Source organism: Adhaeribacter sp. (assembly GCF_057359045.1).
In genome coordinates, this window is the sequence record NZ_JBMQUD010000032.1 from 1 (window position 1) to 19,051 (window position 19,051).

The following is a 19,051-nucleotide window of genomic DNA, read 5'->3' on the forward strand; positions in this document are numbered from 1 at the left end:
ATGAATGATCATTGCGGACTATTAAAAACACAAATTATGATAAGTGCTGAAGGGAATGCCATACCGGGTATGTTGAAAACATTAGGCCGTCAATGGAGCGATATCAATAAACTTGACGGGGATAATTTCAACTATCATTTCCTCGATGAATTATACGGACAGCTTTTTGTAAAGCAGGAGCAGTTGCGAACGGTGCTTGTCTTGTTTTCAGGGTTGGCCGTTTTTATAGCTGCCCTCGGCTTATTTTCTTCGGCGGCTTATGCTATTCGTCTGCGTATGAAAGAGGTTGCAATCAGAAAAGTATTTGGGGCAAGTGGCGAGCAACTAACGGTAATTTTAAGCAGGCCATACTTCATGATCGTTTTAATTGCAAATTTGATCGCGTGGCCCATCTCATTTATGATCGCAAATAAATGGCTAGAAACTTTTGCTTATCGGGTACATATTTCTTTTACTCCTTTTGCGATTGCCCTGATTATCTCAATCGTTATAGTTGTTTTTACTGTCTGTCTGCAAATTGCTAGGGCAGTTAGGCTTAACCCAGCAGTTAGGTTAAAGGTCTAAGTCACTATCTCCTTTTTGGAATTATTCTGATAGCTGAGGAGCTGCTGACCATGAATACTTTTAAACTTTCTGTTATGGTAACATCCGTAGCTTGCGCCGGTGGAATGATTGAACCGCGCCCCGAGTTCTCTAAACTAACGTGAACTCGAGAATTAAATCAAAAAAGAGAGCGGGTATAATAAAACATACAGGCTAAAGCCAAGGTAGAAATATTGTCCGATGTTTCACCTAAAGTTTTAGCCTGATGTATTTTGTGATAGATACTAGAAAAGTAGTAGAAGTGTTCTGCTTTATCGATGATTTTTGTCTTCAAGTCAGCCATTATTTAGCTACCCATCCGCTCCCTGCCGGCCTAGCACCACGTTCTTGTGCCGGTCGTAAGCCCAGGTTGAGTGAGAGTGAAGTCCTCACTATCCTGGTGCTTTACCACCTGTCAGGCTTTAAATGCTTCCTGTACTTCTACCAGCGGCTGGTGTTAGGGGAGTTGCGGAGCTACTTTCCCCAAGCCTGCTCTTATCCGCAATTCTTATCTTTGGCTCGCCAGGCTTACCTGCATGCTTTTCTGTTGGCTCATTACCGTTGCCGTTTATCTATCTGGAGCGGTCATTACTACATTGACTCCAAGAAACTGCCCGTTTGTGATAACCGACGTATCCACTCCCATAAGGTCTTTGAGCAGGTGGCCGCCAGAGGCAAGTCCTCCACGGGTTGGTTCTATGGCCTGAAACTACACCTGGTGACCAATCAATATGGTGAGTTATTACGCTTTCTCATCACGCCAGCTAATGTAGCCGATAACAACAAACAGGTACTAAGCCGGCTATTGGCTGGTTTGCAGGGTAAGTGCTATGGCGATAAAGGTTACCTTTCGGCTTTACTCGAAGAGTTGCTTGAGCAAGGACTTCATTTGGTAGCTAAAGTCGGACGTAACATGAAAAACATGCTCCTAAGCTTTGCTGATAAGATAAACTTACGCCAAAGAGGTACTATTGAAGCGGTTAATGATATTCTCATGACTGTCTGTGATATTGACCATACCCGCCACCGCAATCCAGTTAACGCATTGGTGCAAATCATCTTCGGATTGACTGCTTACTCTTTCTTAGAACATCAGAAAGCATCTTTTAATCCCGCTAGATTACTAGCTTAATTCCCGAGTTCACGTTAGTTTAGTATATTACCTTATTCAGGGTACAGCAATGTGGTTGGTTGCTTCTTTAGCTTATTTTTGGAAGATAGTTTTAGTAAAACTTAACCTATGATTAATAATTTTATTCAATTGTTTGCCAAATTAAAATTTAGAAAACAAGTATTATATTAATTTGAGAGTCAATTATTTATTAGTAATACTCACTGCTTCTGCTGAAATATTAATTTATTTTCTGAATAAATATTCAGTAACCTTTTGGAAGGTATTAAAAAATAGTTATGTTTGCACTCCCAAACCGGTAGCGAGGCCGAGTGGCTAGGCAGAGGTCTGCAAAACCTCGTACAGCGGTTCGAATCCGCTCGCTACCTCATAATAGAACCCTGCTCTTAAACAGCAGGGTTTTTTGTTTCTGTTTTGTATGTATTCTAAGTAGTTGCCGTACTTTCTTCATCTTCTACTTACCATTTCCCGAATAAAGACCGATTTATTTCAATAGGTCTGTTTAATGCCCCAAAAGCTTCATCTTTTTATTTGAGCATACGTATGCTTCTTACCTCATTTTAAGAATAATTTTTAATTCTGTTGAATCACAAGTTGGCTTATCTGTTGCAAAATAGAATAGGACTGAGGTTTATTAATTTATTATAAACTTAAAAATAAATATGGGTGAGAAGACAAGTAAAGTAGAACAGCGTACCATTAATGAAAGCATAACGCCCAAGGGTATAATTATTGCCATCGGCGGAAAAGAAGACAAAGGCGAGAGCGGAAATCATGTGCACGAGGGAAATGGGAATTTTATTGAGTTGGATATTTTAACGCGCTTTACCGAAGAATTAAAAAGAGAAAATCCACTGGTCCTTATTATTCCAACAGCATCATCGGAACCAGATGAAGTTGCGAAGGATTATGTAAAGGTTTTTTCTAAGCTAAAAATTAAAAATATTAAAATAGCAGATATACGGACCAGAGAGGATGCTGCTAAGCCTGAGATTATAGAATTAATAAAAGAGGCTGATGGAATACTGTTTACGGGTGGCGACCAATTAAAATTAACCGCCATATTAGGAGGAACCGAATTATTATTTGTGCTAAAGCAGCGTTTTATAAAAGATGCAATTGTAATTGCTGGTACCAGTGCCGGTGCTGCCGCTATGTCGACGGGTATGATATACGAAGGCCAAAAAGATAATGGCATGTTTAAAGGCGATGTACGCTCTACTACCGGTTTAGAATTTTTAAAAAATGTAGCCATTGATACCCATTTTATCTCTCGTGGCCGTATGATTAGAATGGCGCACCGTTTGGCCTCAAATCCGGGATGTATTGGAATAGGGTTAGAAGAAGATACCGGGATTGTGGTAAAAGCTGGTAGAGAAGCCGAAGTAATTGGGAGCGGCTTAATTGTGGTTATGGATGCTCGCGGTTGTACAGCTACTAACATCCATGAAGTCGACAATGGCGATCCCGTTACATTAAGAAATTTAAAAGTCGATCTTTTAGGTAAAGGGGATACATTTTTAATTCCCGATTTTAATCAACTTCATTCTTATTAGTAGATAAAGTTTAAAAGTTCAAAATTATCCCCATGGAAATTGTTGACTTGCGCATTATGCGCGGACCAAATTATTGGTCGGTGGAGCACCCCAAAATTATTGTGGCTGAACTAGACCTACAGCAGTATAAAGATATTTACACCAACGAAATTCCTGGCTTCTTCATGCGGCTGAAGAAAATGTTTCCAGGAATGCAGGCGCATCGCTCGGCAGAAGGAACAGAAGGAGGCTTCTTTAAAATTGTAAGACGCGGAGCTAAATTAAGCCAGGTAGTAGAGCACATTGCCTTAGAGCTACAAAACCTGTCGGGTATGGATTGTGGATTTGGCCGTACCATTCCTAGTTCAAGAGAAGGCATAGATAATGTTATTTTTTCCTACTCAGAAGAACGGGCCGGCGAATACGCGGCTTATGCGGCGGTAAAGATTACAGAAGCGCTAGTAAAAGATGCCCGATATAATTTAAAACGAGATGTAGACCGGTTGCACCAAATCCGGGAAGATGAACATATTGGCCCCAGCACATACTCAATTGTAGCCGAAGCGGTAAGTAGAGGTATTCCCTATATTCGTTTAAACCGCAATTCGTTAATTCAGCTAGGTTATGGTGTGCACCAGAAGCGGATTCAAGCTACCATGACGTGCCGGACTGCTACTTTTGCCGTTGAACTCGCCGGCGATAAAAATGCCACAAAAGAAATGCTGGCCGAAGCAGGGGTGCCGGTTCCCAAGGGTACTACCGTGTATTCTATAGAAGAACTTAAAGCCGCTACGCAAGCGTTAGGGTATCCGTTGGTAACTAAACCTTTAGATGGGAACCACGGCAAAGGGGCCAGTATAAACATAAAGAACTGGAAAGATGCCCAAAAAGGTTTTGTAGAAGCATCTAAATATTCGGCCGGAGTAATTGTAGAGCAGTTTATAGAAGGTTTTGATTTTAGGTTGCTGGTAATTAACCGCAAGTTTGTGGCTGCTGCCAAGCGTACCCCCGCCATGGTAACCGGCGACGGCGAATCCAGTATTCAGCAATTAATTGAGAAAGTAAATAAAGATCCGCGGCGGGGAGTTGGGCACGAAAAAGAATTAACCCAAATTAAAGTAGATAAGTTTACCAAAGCCATTTTAAAAGACAAAGGGCTCACTATAAAATCAGTTCTTAAACCTGGCGAAATATTATACTTAAAAAGTACTGCTAATATAAGTACGGGTGGTACCGCAACCGATGTAACCGATATTATTGACCCGTATAACGTACTGATGGCCGAAAGAATAGCCGGTATTATAGGCTTAGATATTTGCGGTATTGATGTTATGACAACCGATATTGCCATTCCGTTAAACGAAGGCCGGGGTGCCGTACTGGAAGTAAACGCAGCGCCAGGCTTCCGGATGCATATTGCGCCTACCGAAGGTTTACCCCGCAACGTAGCTGAACCTGTAATTAACATGTTATTTCCGCACGGTTGCCCCTCCAGCATTCCTATAATTGCGATTACCGGTACCAATGGTAAAACCACCACTACCCGTTTAACGGCTCATATTATTAAATCTAACGGGTACCAGGTAGGTTTTACTACCACCGACGGTATTTATATACAAGATAAAATGCTGGAGAAAGGCGATACGACCGGTGCTAAAAGTACGGCCTTTGTGTTAAAAGACCCAACGGTAAATTTTGCGGTGCTGGAATGTGCCCGGGGCGGTATGCTGCGGTCCGGGCTGGGCTTTGAACAATGCGACGTAGGCATTGTAACCAATGTAGCGGCCGATCATTTAGGTTTACGTGATATAAATACCTTAGAAGACATGGCTCGGGTAAAAGCCGTAATTCCTAAAACAGTAAAGCCCGATGGTTACGCGGTTTTAAATGCCGACGACGATTTGGTTTACAAAATGGCCAAAGAACTGGATTGCAAAGTAGCCTTCTTTAGCCTCGACGAAAATAACCCGCGCATTTTAAAACACATTAGCAGAGGCGGCTTAGCCGCGGTGCTGGAGAATGGATTTATCTCGATTTATAAAAACAGTTATAAAATCAGAGTAGATCGAGTTGCCGATATTCCGCTTACTTTTGGCGGAAGGGCCCGCTTTAATATAGAAAATGTATTGGCAGCTACACTGGCGGCTTATGTATCGCGGATTCCGGTAGAAGACATTAAAAACTCTTTACGCACCTTTGTGCCATCTGCTTCTAAAACGCCGGGTCGTATGAATCTTTTCCGTTTCCCAACTTTTGAGGTTCTGGTTGATTATGCCCATAATCCGGCCGGATTAAAAGCAATTGGTGAGTTTGTAGCTACCGCTGAGGCAACGCGGCGGGTAGGTATAATTGCCGGAGTAGGAGACCGCCGCGATGAAGATACCCGGGAACTAGGTAGAATGGCCGCAGAAATATTTGATGAAATAATAATCCGGCAAGATAAAGATTTACGAGGTGCTTCGCCCGAGCATATTTTGGAAATATTGCAGGAAGGAATTAGTCAGGTAGAACCGCCGAAAAAAGTAACTTTTATTCCGGAAGAAATGCGGGCCATTGCACATGCGCTAGAGAATGCCACCCGTGGAGCATTGATTACAATTTTTTCGGAAGATGTTACCGAAGCTATTAAAATGGTAGAAAATTTTAGGGTAATTCAGGACCGCCGCGAATTAGTAGATTAGAATACTGAAGTATCATATAAAAAAGAAGGCCGGATTTACCCGGCCTTCTTTTTTATATGATACTCTACTTACATGCAAGTAAAGTAAATCGGTTTACTTTAACGTAAAAGTGGTCTTACCAATCAGGAATCCATCGGCGTAAAGTTCTACCGTATGTAAACCTCTTTTGTATTCGGCACCTTTGGCGTAAACAAAAGTTACGGCTTGCTTGGTGTTATCAAAAACAATGTCTCTTTTGGCTGTAAAGAAGGTTTCTTCGCCGTTGAGCATAAAAGTACCCGAGCCGGTAGAAAGGTTATACAGGGCAGCGCCATCTGGTTCAATCAGGCGCATTAAAATTTCTTTTGTTCCTTTTTCAGCCACCTCATTATTACCCATAGAAAAAGAAATTTTAATTTTATCTACTTGTTTGGCTTTGTACTCTTCGTCGCTGTCTTCTTTTTCTTTACCCCGGTTATTAATAATATTAACGCTAATATTCTGGGCTTCTAACCGGGAGGCAAGCGCTACTTTCTGGCTTAAATCCTGGTTATTCGTTTTTAAAGTACTAATAGTATCGGTTAACTTATTTTGTGCCGTTTTAAGATTGGTGTTTTCACCAAAGAGCACTTTATTATCATCTTTCAGTTTAGCTATTTCAATATCTTTTTTCTTCAGCTGGCTTTCCAGGTTAGAGGCTCTTTCGCGGTAACGGCGTTGGTCGGCCAGGGAAAAGCTGGTCTTTCTAAAAGATTGCAGTTTAATTAAGTCCGCATTGATTTGCGCAATTTTAGCTTCTAAGGAGTCGTTGGCTACCCCCATAGTCTGTAGCTCTTCGCTTTGGCGCTCAAAATCGGTTTTTAAAGCTTCATAAATTTTAATCTGATTTTCCAGCTCGCTGTTTTTTACCCGGATAACTTCTGCTTGCTCTTCTACTTTCTGGGTTTTTTGGTGCTGCATGTAAAACAGAATTCCGTTAATACTAAGCAAGACAATAATTAAACCTATTACCAATAATTTACGATTATTGTCTCTTTCAGAATTATTTTCTGCCATATTGTTTAAGTTAGTTAAGTTTCTAAAGTAAGTAAATATATAGAAAGTACAAAAATATTAGAACCGTCCTATTTGCCAAAATTATTTATCCGACAAGTAAAGATGCAAGTAGTTAAATAAAGAAATAAATTTACCGCGACAAAAATCTTAAATTTTATTTAATCTAAGTCGCAATTATAAAATAAATTATTGTCATTAAGGTAAACTCACATTAAACTAAAATTAAAATATTAACGAAACCCATTCAGATTTAATATATATATGCTGTCAATTCCAAAATTAACCCATACCCATACGAATAATTTTTTTTTAATGGCCGGTCCTTGTGCCATCGAAGACGAGGCCATGGCTTTGTCAATTGCCGAAAAAATAAAGAAAATTACCGACCGATTGCAAATACCCTATATTTTCAAAGGTTCTTACCGCAAAGCCAACCGGTCCCGGTTAGATTCTTTTACCGGCATCGGCGACGAAAAAGCCTTAAAAATTTTGCAGAAGGTTAATACCGAATTTGATGTACCAACCATAACCGATATTCACGAAGCCCACGAAGCCGCTATGGCAGCCGCGTATGTTGATGTGCTGCAAATTCCGGCTTTTTTGTGCCGCCAAACCGATTTATTAATTTCTGCCGCCAAAACTGGCAAAACAGTTAGTGTTAAAAAAGGTCAATTCTTATCAGGCGAGGCCATGGGCTTTGCGGTAGATAAAATAAAAGGCTCGGGCAACGACAACGTGATTTTAACGGACCGCGGTAATACGTTTGGCTACTCCGATTTAGTGGTTGATTACCGCAATATTGTAGATATGAAAGCTTTTGGCGTGCCGGTGGTTATGGATGTAACCCATTCTTTGCAGCGGCCAAACCAGTCTTCTGGCGTAACCGGTGGTAAACCAGCGCTTATCGAAACCATTGCCAAAGCCGCTATTGCGGTAGGTGCCGACGGTATTTTTATTGAAACGCATCCCATGCCCAGTCAGGCTAAATCCGATGCTGCAAACATGTTACCCTTAGACCAGCTAGAAGGTTTATTAGAAAAACTGTTACGTATTCGGCAAGCTATTACAAACTAATAAATATTCATGATGCAGGTTAATCAATACGGCTTGTATTAATACCACAAAGTAAAATGCTGCTTGGGTTGATGCGGCCGGAAAAAAATTAAACCAAATTGGAAGAGGTCGATGGAGAGGGTAACTGCCGGGTGTTTAATTATTTCCTGCCAGGCCTTTTCCATTTCGGCTGACCAATAAATATCGTCAAAAACAAAAATGCTGTTAGCCGTATGTTTGGTCAGGCAAGTATTAAAATACCGCATAGTTGGTTCATAGCGGTGGTTACCGTCAAAAAAAACGAGATCTAGCTGGGGCAAAGCGGCAATAGTATGGGTTAAGGTTTGGTCTATGTTGCCGGTAATTACCTGAATATTGCTGAGTTTGAGGTTCCGGAAATTATTCTGGGCCTCATCAGCAATATTAGGGCAGCCTTCTAAAGTAAAGACTTTACTTCGCTGACATGCCATAGCCAGATAAGCCGTTGAAACCCCCAAAGAAGTGCCTAGCTCTAAAGTAATAGCAGGTTGCCTGAAATTCACCAACCGAAAAAGCAATTGCGCATACCTGGGCGGTTTGGCTGATATTTTAGTGATTTGATTTATCTCCCTTGCCGAAGAATGTTGCTTTTTAGAGCCCGCGCCAAAATCGGTTACCTGAATAATTTTTTTAGTATGCAAAAGTCTTTGCCTAAACTCTTCCAGAATAGAGTAGGCAGTAAATTGCCCGGAATGCAGAATAACGTTCTGGTACAATTCAAAAACAAAAGGAGAATGTACCCCGTGGAGCCGGAAAGATTTGAGCCGATAAAGTAAAAATTTATAGGCCAGACGAAGCAGGTGCAATCGGATGTTTTTAGTTTAGCTTGTAAGGCACAATCAGTACAAATTCAGGAATAAGAACATTAAATTGCCGGCCATCTACCAGGCGTTCCATTAAATAGGTGCCTCGCATTTTGCCAATGCCGGTTTTTAAATTACATCCGGAAACATACTCGTGCGATTCGCCGGGTTCTAAAACGGGTTGCTGCCCAACTACACCTTCGCCTTCAACTTCGCGTACAATGCCATTTGTATCATGGATAAACCAATGCCGGCGTAATAACTTTACCGTAAATTCACTGTTATTCTGAATATTTATCTTGTACGCAAAAACAAAATGCTGCTGACCCGGACTGGAATAGTCGGGGAGGTAGTTGGTAGTTACCGTTACTTTTACGCCCTGTGTGGTGGTTGTATCCATAATGGGTGTTGCAGGTTTGTTAAATAAACAACCAATTTTAATTAATAGTTTTGGTATACCAAGCATTTACGTTAAAAAAACTTTAATTTGTTTCGCTAATTTAATCATTTTTATGGCTGTTAAAATAGAAGAAAGCTGGAACCGCGTTTTAAATCAGGAGTTTGAAAAGGAATATTTTAAAAAATTAATTTCTTTTGTAAAAGAAGAATATGCCACCCAACAGGTGTTTCCGCCGGGTAATCTTATTTTTAATGCCTTCACTAAAACACCTTTCGACCAGGTTAAAGTAGTTTTAATTGGTCAGGATCCCTACCATGGTGCCGGGCAGGCGCACGGTTTGTCTTTTTCTGTTCCGGATGGTGTTACACCTCCACCATCTCTGCGCAATATTTTTAAAGAAATTAAAGAAGATGTAGGCAAAGAAATTCCGCGCTCGGGCAACCTGGAACGTTGGGCCGTACAAGGCGTATTGCTTTTGAATGCTACCTTAACCGTGCGGGCCAACTCACCGGGTTCTCACCAAAAGAAAGGCTGGGAAGAATTTACCGATGCTGTTATACAAGTTTTATCTGACCAGAAAGAAGGTTTGGTTTTTTTGCTTTGGGGAGCCTTTGCCCAAAAGAAAGGTGCCATAATTGATGCGCAGAAGCACCACGTACTAACTGCTGCCCACCCGTCGCCGTTTGCCGCCGACAAAGGCTTTTTTGGTTGCCAGCATTTTAGCAAGACCAATGATTACCTAAAAGCGCAAGGCCAAACCGAGATTGCGTGGTAAATAGCTGTTATACTCGTAATTTTTGTTGGTTCAATTATCATTATTAACTCTTAGATGGATTTTAATCTAAGGTCTGCTTTCCGGCAATGATAAGAAGTGGAGGAGAAACTTGCCTCTTGAATAATATTTAGAGAAGTAAAAATCTTTAGAAATAACAATATTCAGCCAGGTTCAACGCTAAAAAGAGAAGCACCAAATCACTTTGGTGCTTCTCTTTTTAGCGCTTATGAAAGTTATAGATTATCTAGTTTATTAGTTTAAATATCCGGTTCCAACGGATTTTACCACTTACGCCACCATAAGGGTCCGACGACATCCAGATTAATACGGCTTTACCTACCACATGGTCTTCGGGTACAAAACCCCAGAACCGCGAATCGAGGGAGTTGTGCCGGTTATCGCCCATCATGAAATAATAATTTTGTTTGAAGGTGTATTGGGTTTGGGATTTACCGTCTATGGTTATGCGGTTATCCTCTACTACCACGTTTTTATTACTCTCGTAACGCCTGATAACGGTTTCGTAAAGCGGAATGGTTAATGAATCTAACGTAATGGTGGCACCTTTTTTAGGTATCCAAATTGGTCCGTAGTTATCTTTATTCCATTTGTATACCGATGGCTTAAACGGGTAAACACTGGGATCTGCTACGCCTGCCGGAATTTTATCGTATTCTTCTACGGCTTTAATTGTCTCATTTTTGCCTAATTCTTTAGCCGTCTCAGGAGTGGTATCTACAATATAACCGTTTTGTACCAAAGTAGGTTCAGTTATGTTATGGTCCCGAAAAAACTGTTCGTTCAATGCTTTGCCGGTTTGTAAAAAATACCGGTACTGGGTTTGCTCCGGATCTTTTTGGAGAGCTCCATTTACATAAATTTCTTTATTCTTTATAACCAGCGTATCTCCGGCTATGGCAATACAACGTTTAATATAGTTGGTGCGCAAATCTACGGGATGTTCTTCTTCGGGCGGAAAGTTAAAAACCACCACATCGCCTTGTTTTACCGAAGAAAAACCGGGCAGACGAAATTGCGGCAGCTGTATTAGTTTAGAATAAGACGGAATGCTGGTACCCCAAATAGTTTGGTGCGTAAGCGGTACTTGCAACGGTGTTTTAGGTGTGCGGGGGCCGTAGTGTAGTTTGCTTACAAACAAATAATCTCCCACCAATAAAGATTTTTCCATAGAAGGAGTAGGGATTACGTAGGCCTCAAACGTTGCCCAGCGTATAAGGGTAGCAGCAATTACCGCAAATAAAATAGCATCGCCCCACTCCCGGAAAAAGCCTTTAGGGGCTTTGGGTTTAGGTGTGGTAGTTGGGTTGGTGTTCCTGAATTTTAACTTCATGTTAAGGTTTTTACTTCGGAGCTTACAAGTTAAGCAAATCTTTCATCCCGTAAACGCCAATTTTGCCCGGTAACCATTCGGCGGCCATTACGGCTCCTTCGGCAAAGCCAATGCGGCTGTGGGCATTGTGGGTTAATTCAATTGTATCGTGGGCCGAGGTATATTTTACCGTATGTAAACCCACTACATCGGCCAGGCGTTCCGAAATTATGTTTAACTCCTGGGGCTGCGGCTGATCAGCATCACTTACCCAATTGGTCTTTAATGAATAGTTATTAAGCAAACCTTCGGCGGTAGTAATAGCCGTACCACTGGGTTTATCCACTTTCTGGGTATGGTGTACTTCTTTTATTTCAACATTAAAATCACTATAAGCCTGCATTTTGGCTGCAATATATTCATTAAAATGAAAAAACAAATTTACCCCTACACTATAATTAGAGGCATAAAAAAAAGACCCTTGCTTTTGATTGCATATCGCCGTGATTTCGGGCAGGTGCTGTAACCAACCCGTAGAGCCCGAAACCACCGGTATCTGATTCTGCAGACAGTAACGAATGTTTTGCGGGGCAGATTCGGGGTGAGTAAATTCTATGGCGACGTCGGTGTTTTGTCCGTTAAAGGTTTGCAGGTTTTCCCGGTTATGAACATCAATAATGCCGGCTAGTTCATGGCCTTTTTGCAAGAGTATTTGTTCAATGGTTTTACCCATTTTACCGTATCCGATGAGAAGAATGCGCATTGTTTTTAAAATTTATACTTAAAGTGAGGGCGGGTGCAAAGCTGTTGGTAGAAGCCGTATAAATAAAATTAGGATTTACCTTCATTGATAGATCGTCGCTGATATCAAAGTCTTTCAGGTGGGCGTAAACATACGCTTCGGCTACATTTATGGTGTAAGCTACTAAAGTAAGTAAAATAGTTTGGTCGCGCCACCTGCGGTAGGTATCACGGCCTCTTTTTAACTGATTAATTCTATCCTGCGGGTTTAAGGCCGCAAGCCTTTCTGTAAACTCGTCTTCGACGTCGGTGGTAGTAGTATCTTGGCGGACTCTAACACCAGTACGATAGTGTAAATAATTTTTTTGATGTTGGCTCACAAAATAAAACAGTACCCCGGCGCCGGCATAGATAACCGGAACTTTCCAATAGCTTTTATTATAAACCTGTCCTAAACCGGGTACAATAGCCGACATAAGGGCGGCTTTTCCTGGTTTACTCCATAAATCTACCCGGTAAAAAGGAATGGTATCTTTGGGGCTAGGTGGTGGCGGTGCTACTTCTACCGAATCGGGGCCGGTAGTGATAACCTGGGCCTGCAAACCAGTACTTAAACCGGTACAAATTAGCAACAGCAGGAAAAAAACATTAAACAGGCCGATTCTCATTAAGTATAATTAAGTATTTCCAATATCCGGTTTAAATCATCAACGGATAAAAATGGAATTTTAATTTCTCCTTTGCCGGCTTTATTTGATTTTACCTGAATTTTGGTGCCAAAATACGTTGAAAGCCGCGATTCTACTTTCTTAATTTCCCCGGTATGTTCGTTTTGGGCTGGTCGGGCCGAAGGTTTGTTACCTTTTTGCTGATCGCTTAGGTTCCGAACAATTTCTTCTACTTTTCTTACAGATAATTCCTGTTCTACAATGCGGCGGTATACCTCTAGCTGCAACTCAACATTTTCGATATTGATTAAGGCACGGGCGTGGCCCATACTAATTTGGTTGTCGCGCAAAGCTACTTGTATATCGGGTGGTAATTTTAGCAAGCGCAAATAATTGGTTACTGTAGTCCGCTTTTTGCCCACCCGGTCGCCAAGCTCTTCTTGTTTTAGGTTACACTCGCTTAACAAACGCTGGTAGCTAAGGGCAATTTCGATAGCGTTGAGGTTTTCGCGTTGAATATTCTCAATTAAAGCCATTTCCAGCATTTGCTGATCATTGGCCTTACGTATATATGCGGGAATAACTTCTAAACCGGCCAGTTTAGATGCCTGATACCGTCGTTCGCCCGAAATAAGCTGGTATTTGCCTTCTTCTAACTGCCGCACGGTAACCGGTTGAATAATTCCCTGGGTCCGGATAGAATCGGCCAGTTCTTCTAGGGCGTCCTGGTCAAAGTGGGTGCGGGGTTGGTACGGGTTGGTTTCTATTTGGTCCAGCCGGATTTCGCCAATCGTATTGGCTGGGTTGGGGTTTACCGCCCGGGTTGGCTCCGGTTTTTTATCGTAACTGCCTTCTATCAGGGCGCCTAAACCGCGGCCCAACCCACCTTTTTTCTTAAACAAATTTTTATTATCAGACATTTACTAATATGCTTACTGTGGCTGCAGAATGCCGTTTTTCTCAACAATTTCCCGGGCCAGATTCAGGTAACTGATGGCCCCTTTACTGTCGGCATCGTGCAAAATAGCCGGAATACCAAAACTAGGCGATTCGCTTAATTTTACGTTCCGGGGAATAATGGTGTCGAAAACCATTTGCTGGAAATGTAGTTGTACTTCTTCCACCACCTGGTTAGACAGGCGCAGGCGTACATCGTACATGGTAAGCAAAATGCCTTCTATTTCCAGATCTTGGTTTAACCTCGACTGAATAATTTTAATGGTATTGAGCAACTTGCCTAATCCTTCCAGAGCAAAATATTCGCACTGCACCGGAATAATAACGGAGTTGGCCGCAACCAAAGAGTTTACGGTAATTAAACCCAACGATGGAGAGCAGTCGATAATAATAAAGTCGTAACGATCTTTTACCGGCGCTAAGGCTTCTTTCATTTTAACTTCCCGGTTGGGCAGATTTATCATCTCTACTTCGGCACCTACCAAATCTATGTGCGAAGGAATGAGATCTAAAAAGTCAATATTCGAAGGCATAATAATATCTTCGGCTTTGATATTATCAACCATGCATTCGTAAATACTTTTGGAGATATCTTTGGGGTCGAAACCAACACCCGACGTAGCATTGGCCTGGGGGTCGGCATCTACCAGCAGCGTTTTATATTCCAAAGCGGCCAGACTAGCGGCCAGGTTTATTGCCGAAGTAGTTTTGCCTACGCCACCCTTTTGGTTAGCTACTGCAATTATTTTTCCCATTTTATAATTAATATTCTAAATCAAAGGTCCATTTTTTCGCCAACGGCCAGCAGAAATAATTCTTTACCGGCTTTTTGGGCAGCCTCCTGGGCTTGGGTATGGTCTATTTTAATATTAGGCCAGGTATCGTAATGCATACCAACAATGCGGGTAGTATTAACCCAATCGGCCGCTTTTAAAGCATCATCCACATCCATGGTTAAAGTACCGCCCACCGGTAAAAAAGCCACATCTACTTTTGGGTACAACTCGGCAATCAATTTCATGTCGTAAGTAAGGGCTGTATCACCGGCAAAATAAATGGTTTTACCATTGCTCTGGATTACATAACCCGCCGGGTTACCACCGTAGGTGCCATCGGGCAAAACACTCGAATGGGCGGCATACGCCATTCTTACGGTACCAAACGGCAAATTTACTTTACCGCCAATGTTCATATGCACCACGTTTTCTACGCCTTTACTTTTATACCATTCGCAAACTTCAAAAATAGCCACTAACCCCGCGCCATCTTTTTTGGCAAAATATTCGGCGTCGGCCATGTGGTCCTGGTGGGCATGCGACAGCAAAATATAATCGGCCCGAATGGAAGCTTTATCTATATTGCCGGCTAACTCGTTGTACGTTATAAAAGGATCGAATAAAATTCGGGTACCGTTTAAATCTAACAAAAAGCAAGAGTGGCCCAAGTAAGTAATTCCCATAGTTTTGTGGCTTTCAGAATTATGTTTTACTTTAAAAGAACTGTTGTAATTTTAGGCAAAGATACACGATAAAAAGTACAAATTTTCCACATGTTACCCACACGTCTTCTTTTTTTTACGCTATTCTGGGTCATTTTATTGGCTTGTCAAAACCAATCTGATCAGCTAACGGCGAAAAAAATTTTTAAGTATAACCAACCCGAAGCGCTTAGTTCTTTAGACCCGGCTTTTGCCCGGAACCAGGCCAATATTTGGGCCACAACGCAAATATTTAATGGTTTGGTAGAACTAAACGACTCGTTAAAACCCAGCCCCAGTATTGCCCGAGCCTGGAAAGTATCGCCGGACGGATTGAAATATACGTTTTATTTACGGCCGGATGTTTTCTTTCACGATAGCCGGGTATTTCCGGAGGGTAAAGGGCGAGCTGTGGTAGCCAATGATTTTGTTTATAGTTTTAAACGATTGTTAGACCCAGCAACCGCCAGTACGGGTAGTTGGGTGTTTAAGGGTAAGGTGCTGGAAAATGCTAAAGGAATAATTTCGGATACGTGCTTTAAAGCTAAGAATGATAGTGTTTTAAATATTTATTTAAAGGAGCCTTTTATCGCCTTTCCGGAGATTTTAAGTATGCCGTATTGTTTTGTGGTGCCCCAGGAAGCCGCAATTAAATACGGGAAAGACTTCCGGGAACACCCGGTTGGTACCGGCCCCTTTATCTTTAAAAGTTGGGACGAAGGCAATGCCATTATTTTGCACAAGAATCTAAAATATTGGAAAAAGGATAGTAACGCAAAGCAATTGCCTTATCTCGATGCGGTCCAGATTTCTTTTATTAACGACCGTAAAATGGAGTTCCTGACTTTTCAGCAAAAAAAAATCGATTTCTTATCAGGTATTCGGGGTAGCTCCAAAGATTTGATTCTGCAGCAAGACGGTACATTGCAGGAGGAATTTAGGCAAAAGTTTGATCTCCAGAAAAAGCCTTATTTAAATACCGAGTACATCGGTTTCCAACTGGATTTTGCCAATTTGCGTAACGGCAACCGGGCCCTGCTGGATAAGCGGGTACGTAAGGCGCTGAATTACGCGCTGAATAAAAAAGAACTGGTAGTGTATTACCGTAACAATATTGGCATCCCGGGCCATTCGGGTATGGTGCCGCCTTCTTTGCCTTCTTTTAACCAAAAATTGGTACCGGGCTATGCTTACGATCCGGTAAAAGCACGTTTGTTGCTGCAAGAAGCCGGGTTCTCTCCTCAAAAGCCTTTACGCCTTACACTCTATACCGTAGCCGAACACAAAGAAATAGCCGAGTTTATGCAGAAAAAATGGTCGGAGGTGGGGGTAATAGCCGATATTAGCATTAGCCAGGCTGCTGCCCACCAGGAATCGGTGGATAACGGCCGGGCCGGTTTTTTCATGAAATCCTGGTTTGGCGATTACCCGGATGCCGAGAATTTTTTGGCTTTGTTTTACAGCAAAAACTTTGCCCCGCACGGGCCTAATAAAACCCATTTCAAAAACACGCGCTTCGATAAATTATACGAAAGTGCCAAGCTGGAGCAGGATATTGAAAAGCGTTACCAACTGTATCGCGAAATGGACAAAATTATAGTAGAAGAATGTCCGGTAATTGTGCTCTTTTACGACGAGGTAATTCTTTTGACCCAGAAGAATATTAAAGGTTTAAAAGCCGACCCCATGAATACTTTACGCCTGGAAAGTGTGCAAAAGCTTTAATACTGGCTGCAATATTTTACCTCAGATTATATGAGAAGCTATATAAAGTGGGGATCATCTAATTAAAAAAAGGTTTGTTATTTAGATGTAAATGGTCTTACGCAGGAGCAAAAGCTGCGTAAAATTTTTATTGGTAAGATACCTGCTATGGTATATAGTTTGGGGGACTGGTTTTGATAGATGTAAGCTGCTTAATAAAAGCAAAAGAGCCTGGAAATATTAATTCCAGGCTCTTCTGATTTATAAAAATACTCAATCTATTTCTTACCTTTTTTGGGTGCTTCGGATGCTTTTTTCTGCTGCGCTTCTCTTTCGGAAGCGGCTTTCATAGCATCTTGTAAACGTTTCTGGAAACCACCTGGCTTTTTGTCTTTGTTTTTTTCTTTATTTTCTTCCAGTTTAGCCCGGATTTTATTGTCGTCTACAAACCGGCGAATAATAGCTTGTTGCGCAAACGTTACAATATTAGAAACAAAGTAATAAAAGCTCAGACCAGCGGCAAAAGAGTTTACCACAAACATAATCATTACCGGCATCAGGTAAGAATAAAACTTCATCGGACCCTGAATGGTGGTCATTTGGTTGTTAGACCAGGTGTACAAAATAGTAGACAAGGTCATGAGCAAGGTAAACATACTTACGTGGTTGCCATAAAACGGAATGGTAAACGGCAAGCGGGTAAATACATCGTAAGTAGATAAGTCGTGGGCCCACAGGAAGGGCTGCTGCCGCAACTCAATAGAGTTCGGGAAGAAGTTGAGTAGGGCAAATAATATAGGAATCTGCAACAGCATAGGCACGCAACCACTCATGGGATTAACGCCCATGGTAGAGTACAGCTTCATGGTTTCCTGTTGGGTTTTCTGCATATCATCGGGGTGTTTCTCCTTAATGGCATCAATTTCGGGTTTTAAAATCTTCATTTTAGCCATAGATAGATACGACTTGTAAGTAAGCGGTGTAAGTAATACTTTAATAAACACCACCAGCAGAATTATAATGATACCGTAATTGGTAAAATATTTTTCCAGGAAATTAAAAACTGGGATAACAATTAATTTATTTACCCAGGAAAAAACTCCCCAGCCCAAATCAATGTTTTTCTGGAAATCGGCGGGTAAGGTTTTTAAAATCTGGTAATCGTTCGGGCCAAAATAATACTGGAAATTTCCTTTGCCCGACAGCACATCCTGCGCCGGAATTTGCAGCTGCGTAGCAAATGTTTTTACCTCGGTGGTATCTTTATCGTTAAAAGAGCTCTTAAAATTACCTTTGCTAAAATTATTTTTGGCAATTATAGCCGCCGAGAAAAAGTTTTGTTTGTTAGAGACCCATTTAATAGGTTCTTCTATCGTAGCGGCTTCGGGTTCATCTGCTTTACCGGTAATATAGTCAAAATCTTCATTGGCAGTCATGTAGTTTAACCGTGATCTTTCACGGTTCTGGTTTAGGTCAAACTCTACCCGTTTCAGGCGGTCGCTCCAGGTAAACTGCAAGGGTGCATTAGCCATTAATCCATCTAAACCAACAAAATTAAGTTTATAATCAATCAGGTAAGAGTTTGCCGGTAAAGCGTAAACCTGTTCAATGTACTGGTTCGGGCCGAGTTCGGCGCGGTAAGTTATTACCTGCGTAGGTTTAGCAGCATCGCCGGTAGTTTTAACCGGTTGCGGCGTAAAATAGATATCAGAAAGCTGTATAATCCGGTTGTCCTGGGTCCGGAAGCTGATATCGGTTGTGCTGCTATTTTTGTCGAACAATATCAGCGGCTTCTGGTCATACGTTTTGTATTTCTTTAAAACTACTTCGTTTACCTGGCCTCCTTTGCTTTCGAAAGAAACTTTTAAGTTTTCGTTTTGGAGGATGCTTTGCTGTACAGTGCCGGTTGCTACTGTACCAAAGGCGCCCAAAGCAGTCACTTTTCTGGCTTGCAACACCGAATCGGAAGGTTGATTGACTGGCGGCGTTGCCGGGCTAACAGTAGCCGCCGATGTACTGGGCGCCGGCGCTTCTTTCTTTATTGGTTCAGTAGAAAAGAAAGTCATGTACAAAATCAGCATAACTGATATAAGTACTAAGCCTATGGCTTGATTTTTATCCATTGTGGGTGATTCTAAT

General features: G+C 41.7%; 17 protein-coding genes and 1 tRNA gene. 8 read left to right on the top strand and 10 right to left on the bottom strand.

Features of this window, described 5'->3' with window-relative positions; genetic code table 11:
- The 5 genes from ACO1R6_RS05390 to cphA form a co-directional block, all read left to right on the top strand.
- On the top strand, positions 1 to 564 hold a 564-nt coding region (locus ACO1R6_RS05390; protein WP_486262849.1), incomplete at its 5' end, for an ABC transporter permease.
- Positions 565 to 808: 244 nt separating this feature from the next.
- Positions 809 to 1,714, top strand: coding sequence for an IS982 family transposase (locus tag ACO1R6_RS05395; protein WP_486262851.1), 906 nt, complete (start codon positions 809 to 811; stop codon positions 1,712 to 1,714).
- Positions 1,715 to 2,011: 297 nt separating this feature from the next.
- Positions 2,012 to 2,082: transfer RNA gene (locus ACO1R6_RS05400), tRNA-Cys, on the top strand.
- A gap of 294 nt (positions 2,083 to 2,376) precedes the next feature.
- On the top strand, positions 2,377 to 3,270 hold the full coding sequence (locus ACO1R6_RS05405) for a cyanophycinase (RefSeq protein ID WP_486262853.1): 894 nt from the start codon (positions 2,377 to 2,379) through the stop codon (positions 3,268 to 3,270).
- Positions 3,271 to 3,302: 32 nt separating this feature from the next.
- Positions 3,303 to 5,930 carry a cyanophycin synthetase gene (gene cphA, locus ACO1R6_RS05410; protein WP_486262854.1) on the top strand — a complete coding sequence of 876 codons (2,628 nt, stop codon included), beginning with the start codon at positions 3,303 to 3,305 and terminating at the stop codon, positions 5,928 to 5,930.
- A 93-nt stretch (positions 5,931 to 6,023) separates the two neighbouring features.
- Here cphA and ACO1R6_RS05415 read toward each other — a convergent pair whose 3' ends face one another.
- Positions 6,024 to 6,965 (bottom strand): hypothetical protein, encoded by a 942-nt coding sequence (locus tag ACO1R6_RS05415; protein WP_486262856.1) that lies wholly within the window; start codon positions 6,963 to 6,965, stop codon positions 6,024 to 6,026.
- Positions 6,966 to 7,226: 261 nt separating this feature from the next.
- On the opposite strand from ACO1R6_RS05415, the gene kdsA reads away from it, so the two are divergent.
- The gene (gene kdsA, locus ACO1R6_RS05420; RefSeq protein WP_486262857.1) at positions 7,227 to 8,039 is read left to right on the top strand and encodes a 3-deoxy-8-phosphooctulonate synthase; all 813 of its coding nucleotides are present in this window, start codon (positions 7,227 to 7,229) and stop codon (positions 8,037 to 8,039) included.
- 38 nt (positions 8,040 to 8,077) lie between these two features.
- Here kdsA and ACO1R6_RS05425 read toward each other — a convergent pair whose 3' ends face one another.
- Entirely contained in the window at positions 8,078 to 8,863 is a 786-nt protein-coding gene (locus ACO1R6_RS05425; RefSeq protein WP_486262859.1) for an O-methyltransferase, read from the bottom strand.
- 10 nt (positions 8,864 to 8,873) lie between these two features.
- The gene (apaG, locus tag ACO1R6_RS05430; RefSeq protein ID WP_486262861.1) at positions 8,874 to 9,260 is read right to left on the bottom strand and encodes a Co2+/Mg2+ efflux protein ApaG; all 387 of its coding nucleotides are present in this window, start codon (positions 9,258 to 9,260) and stop codon (positions 8,874 to 8,876) included.
- A gap of 112 nt (positions 9,261 to 9,372) precedes the next feature.
- Here apaG and ung point away from each other — a divergent pair, with 112 nt between their 5' ends.
- The gene (gene ung / locus ACO1R6_RS05435) at positions 9,373 to 10,035 is read left to right on the top strand and encodes a uracil-DNA glycosylase (protein WP_486262863.1); all 663 of its coding nucleotides are present in this window, start codon (positions 9,373 to 9,375) and stop codon (positions 10,033 to 10,035) included.
- Positions 10,036 to 10,279: 244 nt separating this feature from the next.
- Here ung and lepB read toward each other — a convergent pair whose 3' ends face one another.
- Genes lepB through ACO1R6_RS05465 form a run of 6 tightly spaced genes read right to left on the bottom strand, consistent with a single transcriptional unit; the run spans position 10,280 to position 15,190 of the window.
- Positions 10,280 to 11,386, bottom strand: coding sequence for a signal peptidase I (gene lepB, locus ACO1R6_RS05440; RefSeq protein WP_486262865.1), 1,107 nt, complete (start codon positions 11,384 to 11,386; stop codon positions 10,280 to 10,282).
- 22 nt (positions 11,387 to 11,408) lie between these two features.
- On the bottom strand, positions 11,409 to 12,128 hold the full coding sequence (dapB, locus tag ACO1R6_RS05445) for a 4-hydroxy-tetrahydrodipicolinate reductase (protein WP_486262867.1): 720 nt from the start codon (positions 12,126 to 12,128) through the stop codon (positions 11,409 to 11,411).
- Positions 12,100 to 12,774 (bottom strand): DUF5683 domain-containing protein, encoded by a 675-nt coding sequence (locus ACO1R6_RS05450; protein WP_486262869.1) that lies wholly within the window; start codon positions 12,772 to 12,774, stop codon positions 12,100 to 12,102. Before ACO1R6_RS05450 ends, dapB begins: the two co-directional genes overlap by 29 nt.
- Complete coding sequence (locus ACO1R6_RS05455; protein WP_486262870.1) at positions 12,774 to 13,694, bottom strand: ParB/RepB/Spo0J family partition protein; 921 nt, start codon at positions 13,692 to 13,694, stop codon at positions 12,774 to 12,776. Before ACO1R6_RS05455 ends, ACO1R6_RS05450 begins: the two co-directional genes overlap by 1 nt.
- A gap of 12 nt (positions 13,695 to 13,706) precedes the next feature.
- Positions 13,707 to 14,486, bottom strand: coding sequence for a ParA family protein (locus ACO1R6_RS05460; RefSeq protein WP_486262871.1), 780 nt, complete (start codon positions 14,484 to 14,486; stop codon positions 13,707 to 13,709).
- Between the two features lie 20 nt (positions 14,487 to 14,506).
- Positions 14,507 to 15,190, bottom strand: a complete 684-nt coding sequence (locus tag ACO1R6_RS05465) for a metal-dependent hydrolase (protein WP_486262872.1) — start codon at positions 15,188 to 15,190, stop codon at positions 14,507 to 14,509.
- Between the two features lie 90 nt (positions 15,191 to 15,280).
- Here ACO1R6_RS05465 and ACO1R6_RS05470 point away from each other — a divergent pair, with 90 nt between their 5' ends.
- Positions 15,281 to 16,933 (top strand): ABC transporter substrate-binding protein, encoded by a 1,653-nt coding sequence (locus ACO1R6_RS05470; RefSeq protein ID WP_486262873.1) that lies wholly within the window; start codon positions 15,281 to 15,283, stop codon positions 16,931 to 16,933.
- A gap of 257 nt (positions 16,934 to 17,190) precedes the next feature.
- On the opposite strand, the gene yidC is transcribed toward ACO1R6_RS05470, so the two are convergent.
- A complete protein-coding gene (yidC, locus tag ACO1R6_RS05475; RefSeq protein ID WP_486262874.1) occupies positions 17,191 to 19,035 on the bottom strand; it encodes a membrane protein insertase YidC in 1,845 nt (614 codons plus the stop codon).
- Between the last annotated feature and the right edge of the window lie 16 nt (positions 19,036 to 19,051).

Coding starts and splice junctions, on each gene's coding strand:
- ACO1R6_RS05405 (WP_486262853.1), top strand. CDS start 2,377: ATGGGTGAGAAGACAAGTAAAGTAGAACAGCGTACCATTAATGAAAGC.
- dapB (WP_486262867.1), bottom strand. CDS start 12,128: ATGCGCATTCTTCTCATCGGATACGGTAAAATGGGTAAAACCATTGAA.
- yidC (WP_486262874.1), bottom strand. CDS start 19,035: ATGGATAAAAATCAAGCCATAGGCTTAGTACTTATATCAGTTATGCTG.
- ACO1R6_RS05395 (WP_486262851.1), top strand. CDS start 809: ATGTATTTTGTGATAGATACTAGAAAAGTAGTAGAAGTGTTCTGCTTT.
- ACO1R6_RS05455 (WP_486262870.1), bottom strand. CDS start 13,694: ATGTCTGATAATAAAAATTTGTTTAAGAAAAAAGGTGGGTTGGGCCGC.
- ACO1R6_RS05470 (WP_486262873.1), top strand. CDS start 15,281: ATGTTACCCACACGTCTTCTTTTTTTTACGCTATTCTGGGTCATTTTA.
- cphA (WP_486262854.1), top strand. CDS start 3,303: ATGGAAATTGTTGACTTGCGCATTATGCGCGGACCAAATTATTGGTCG.
- ACO1R6_RS05465 (WP_486262872.1), bottom strand. CDS start 15,190: ATGGGAATTACTTACTTGGGCCACTCTTGCTTTTTGTTAGATTTAAAC.
- kdsA (WP_486262857.1), top strand. CDS start 7,227: ATGCTGTCAATTCCAAAATTAACCCATACCCATACGAATAATTTTTTT.
- lepB (WP_486262865.1), bottom strand. CDS start 11,386: ATGAAGTTAAAATTCAGGAACACCAACCCAACTACCACACCTAAACCC.
- ACO1R6_RS05415 (WP_486262856.1), bottom strand. CDS start 6,965: ATGGCAGAAAATAATTCTGAAAGAGACAATAATCGTAAATTATTGGTA.
- apaG (WP_486262861.1), bottom strand. CDS start 9,260: ATGGATACAACCACCACACAGGGCGTAAAAGTAACGGTAACTACCAAC.
- ung (WP_486262863.1), top strand. CDS start 9,373: ATGGCTGTTAAAATAGAAGAAAGCTGGAACCGCGTTTTAAATCAGGAG.
- ACO1R6_RS05450 (WP_486262869.1), bottom strand. CDS start 12,774: ATGAGAATCGGCCTGTTTAATGTTTTTTTCCTGCTGTTGCTAATTTGT.
- ACO1R6_RS05460 (WP_486262871.1), bottom strand. CDS start 14,486: ATGGGAAAAATAATTGCAGTAGCTAACCAAAAGGGTGGCGTAGGCAAA.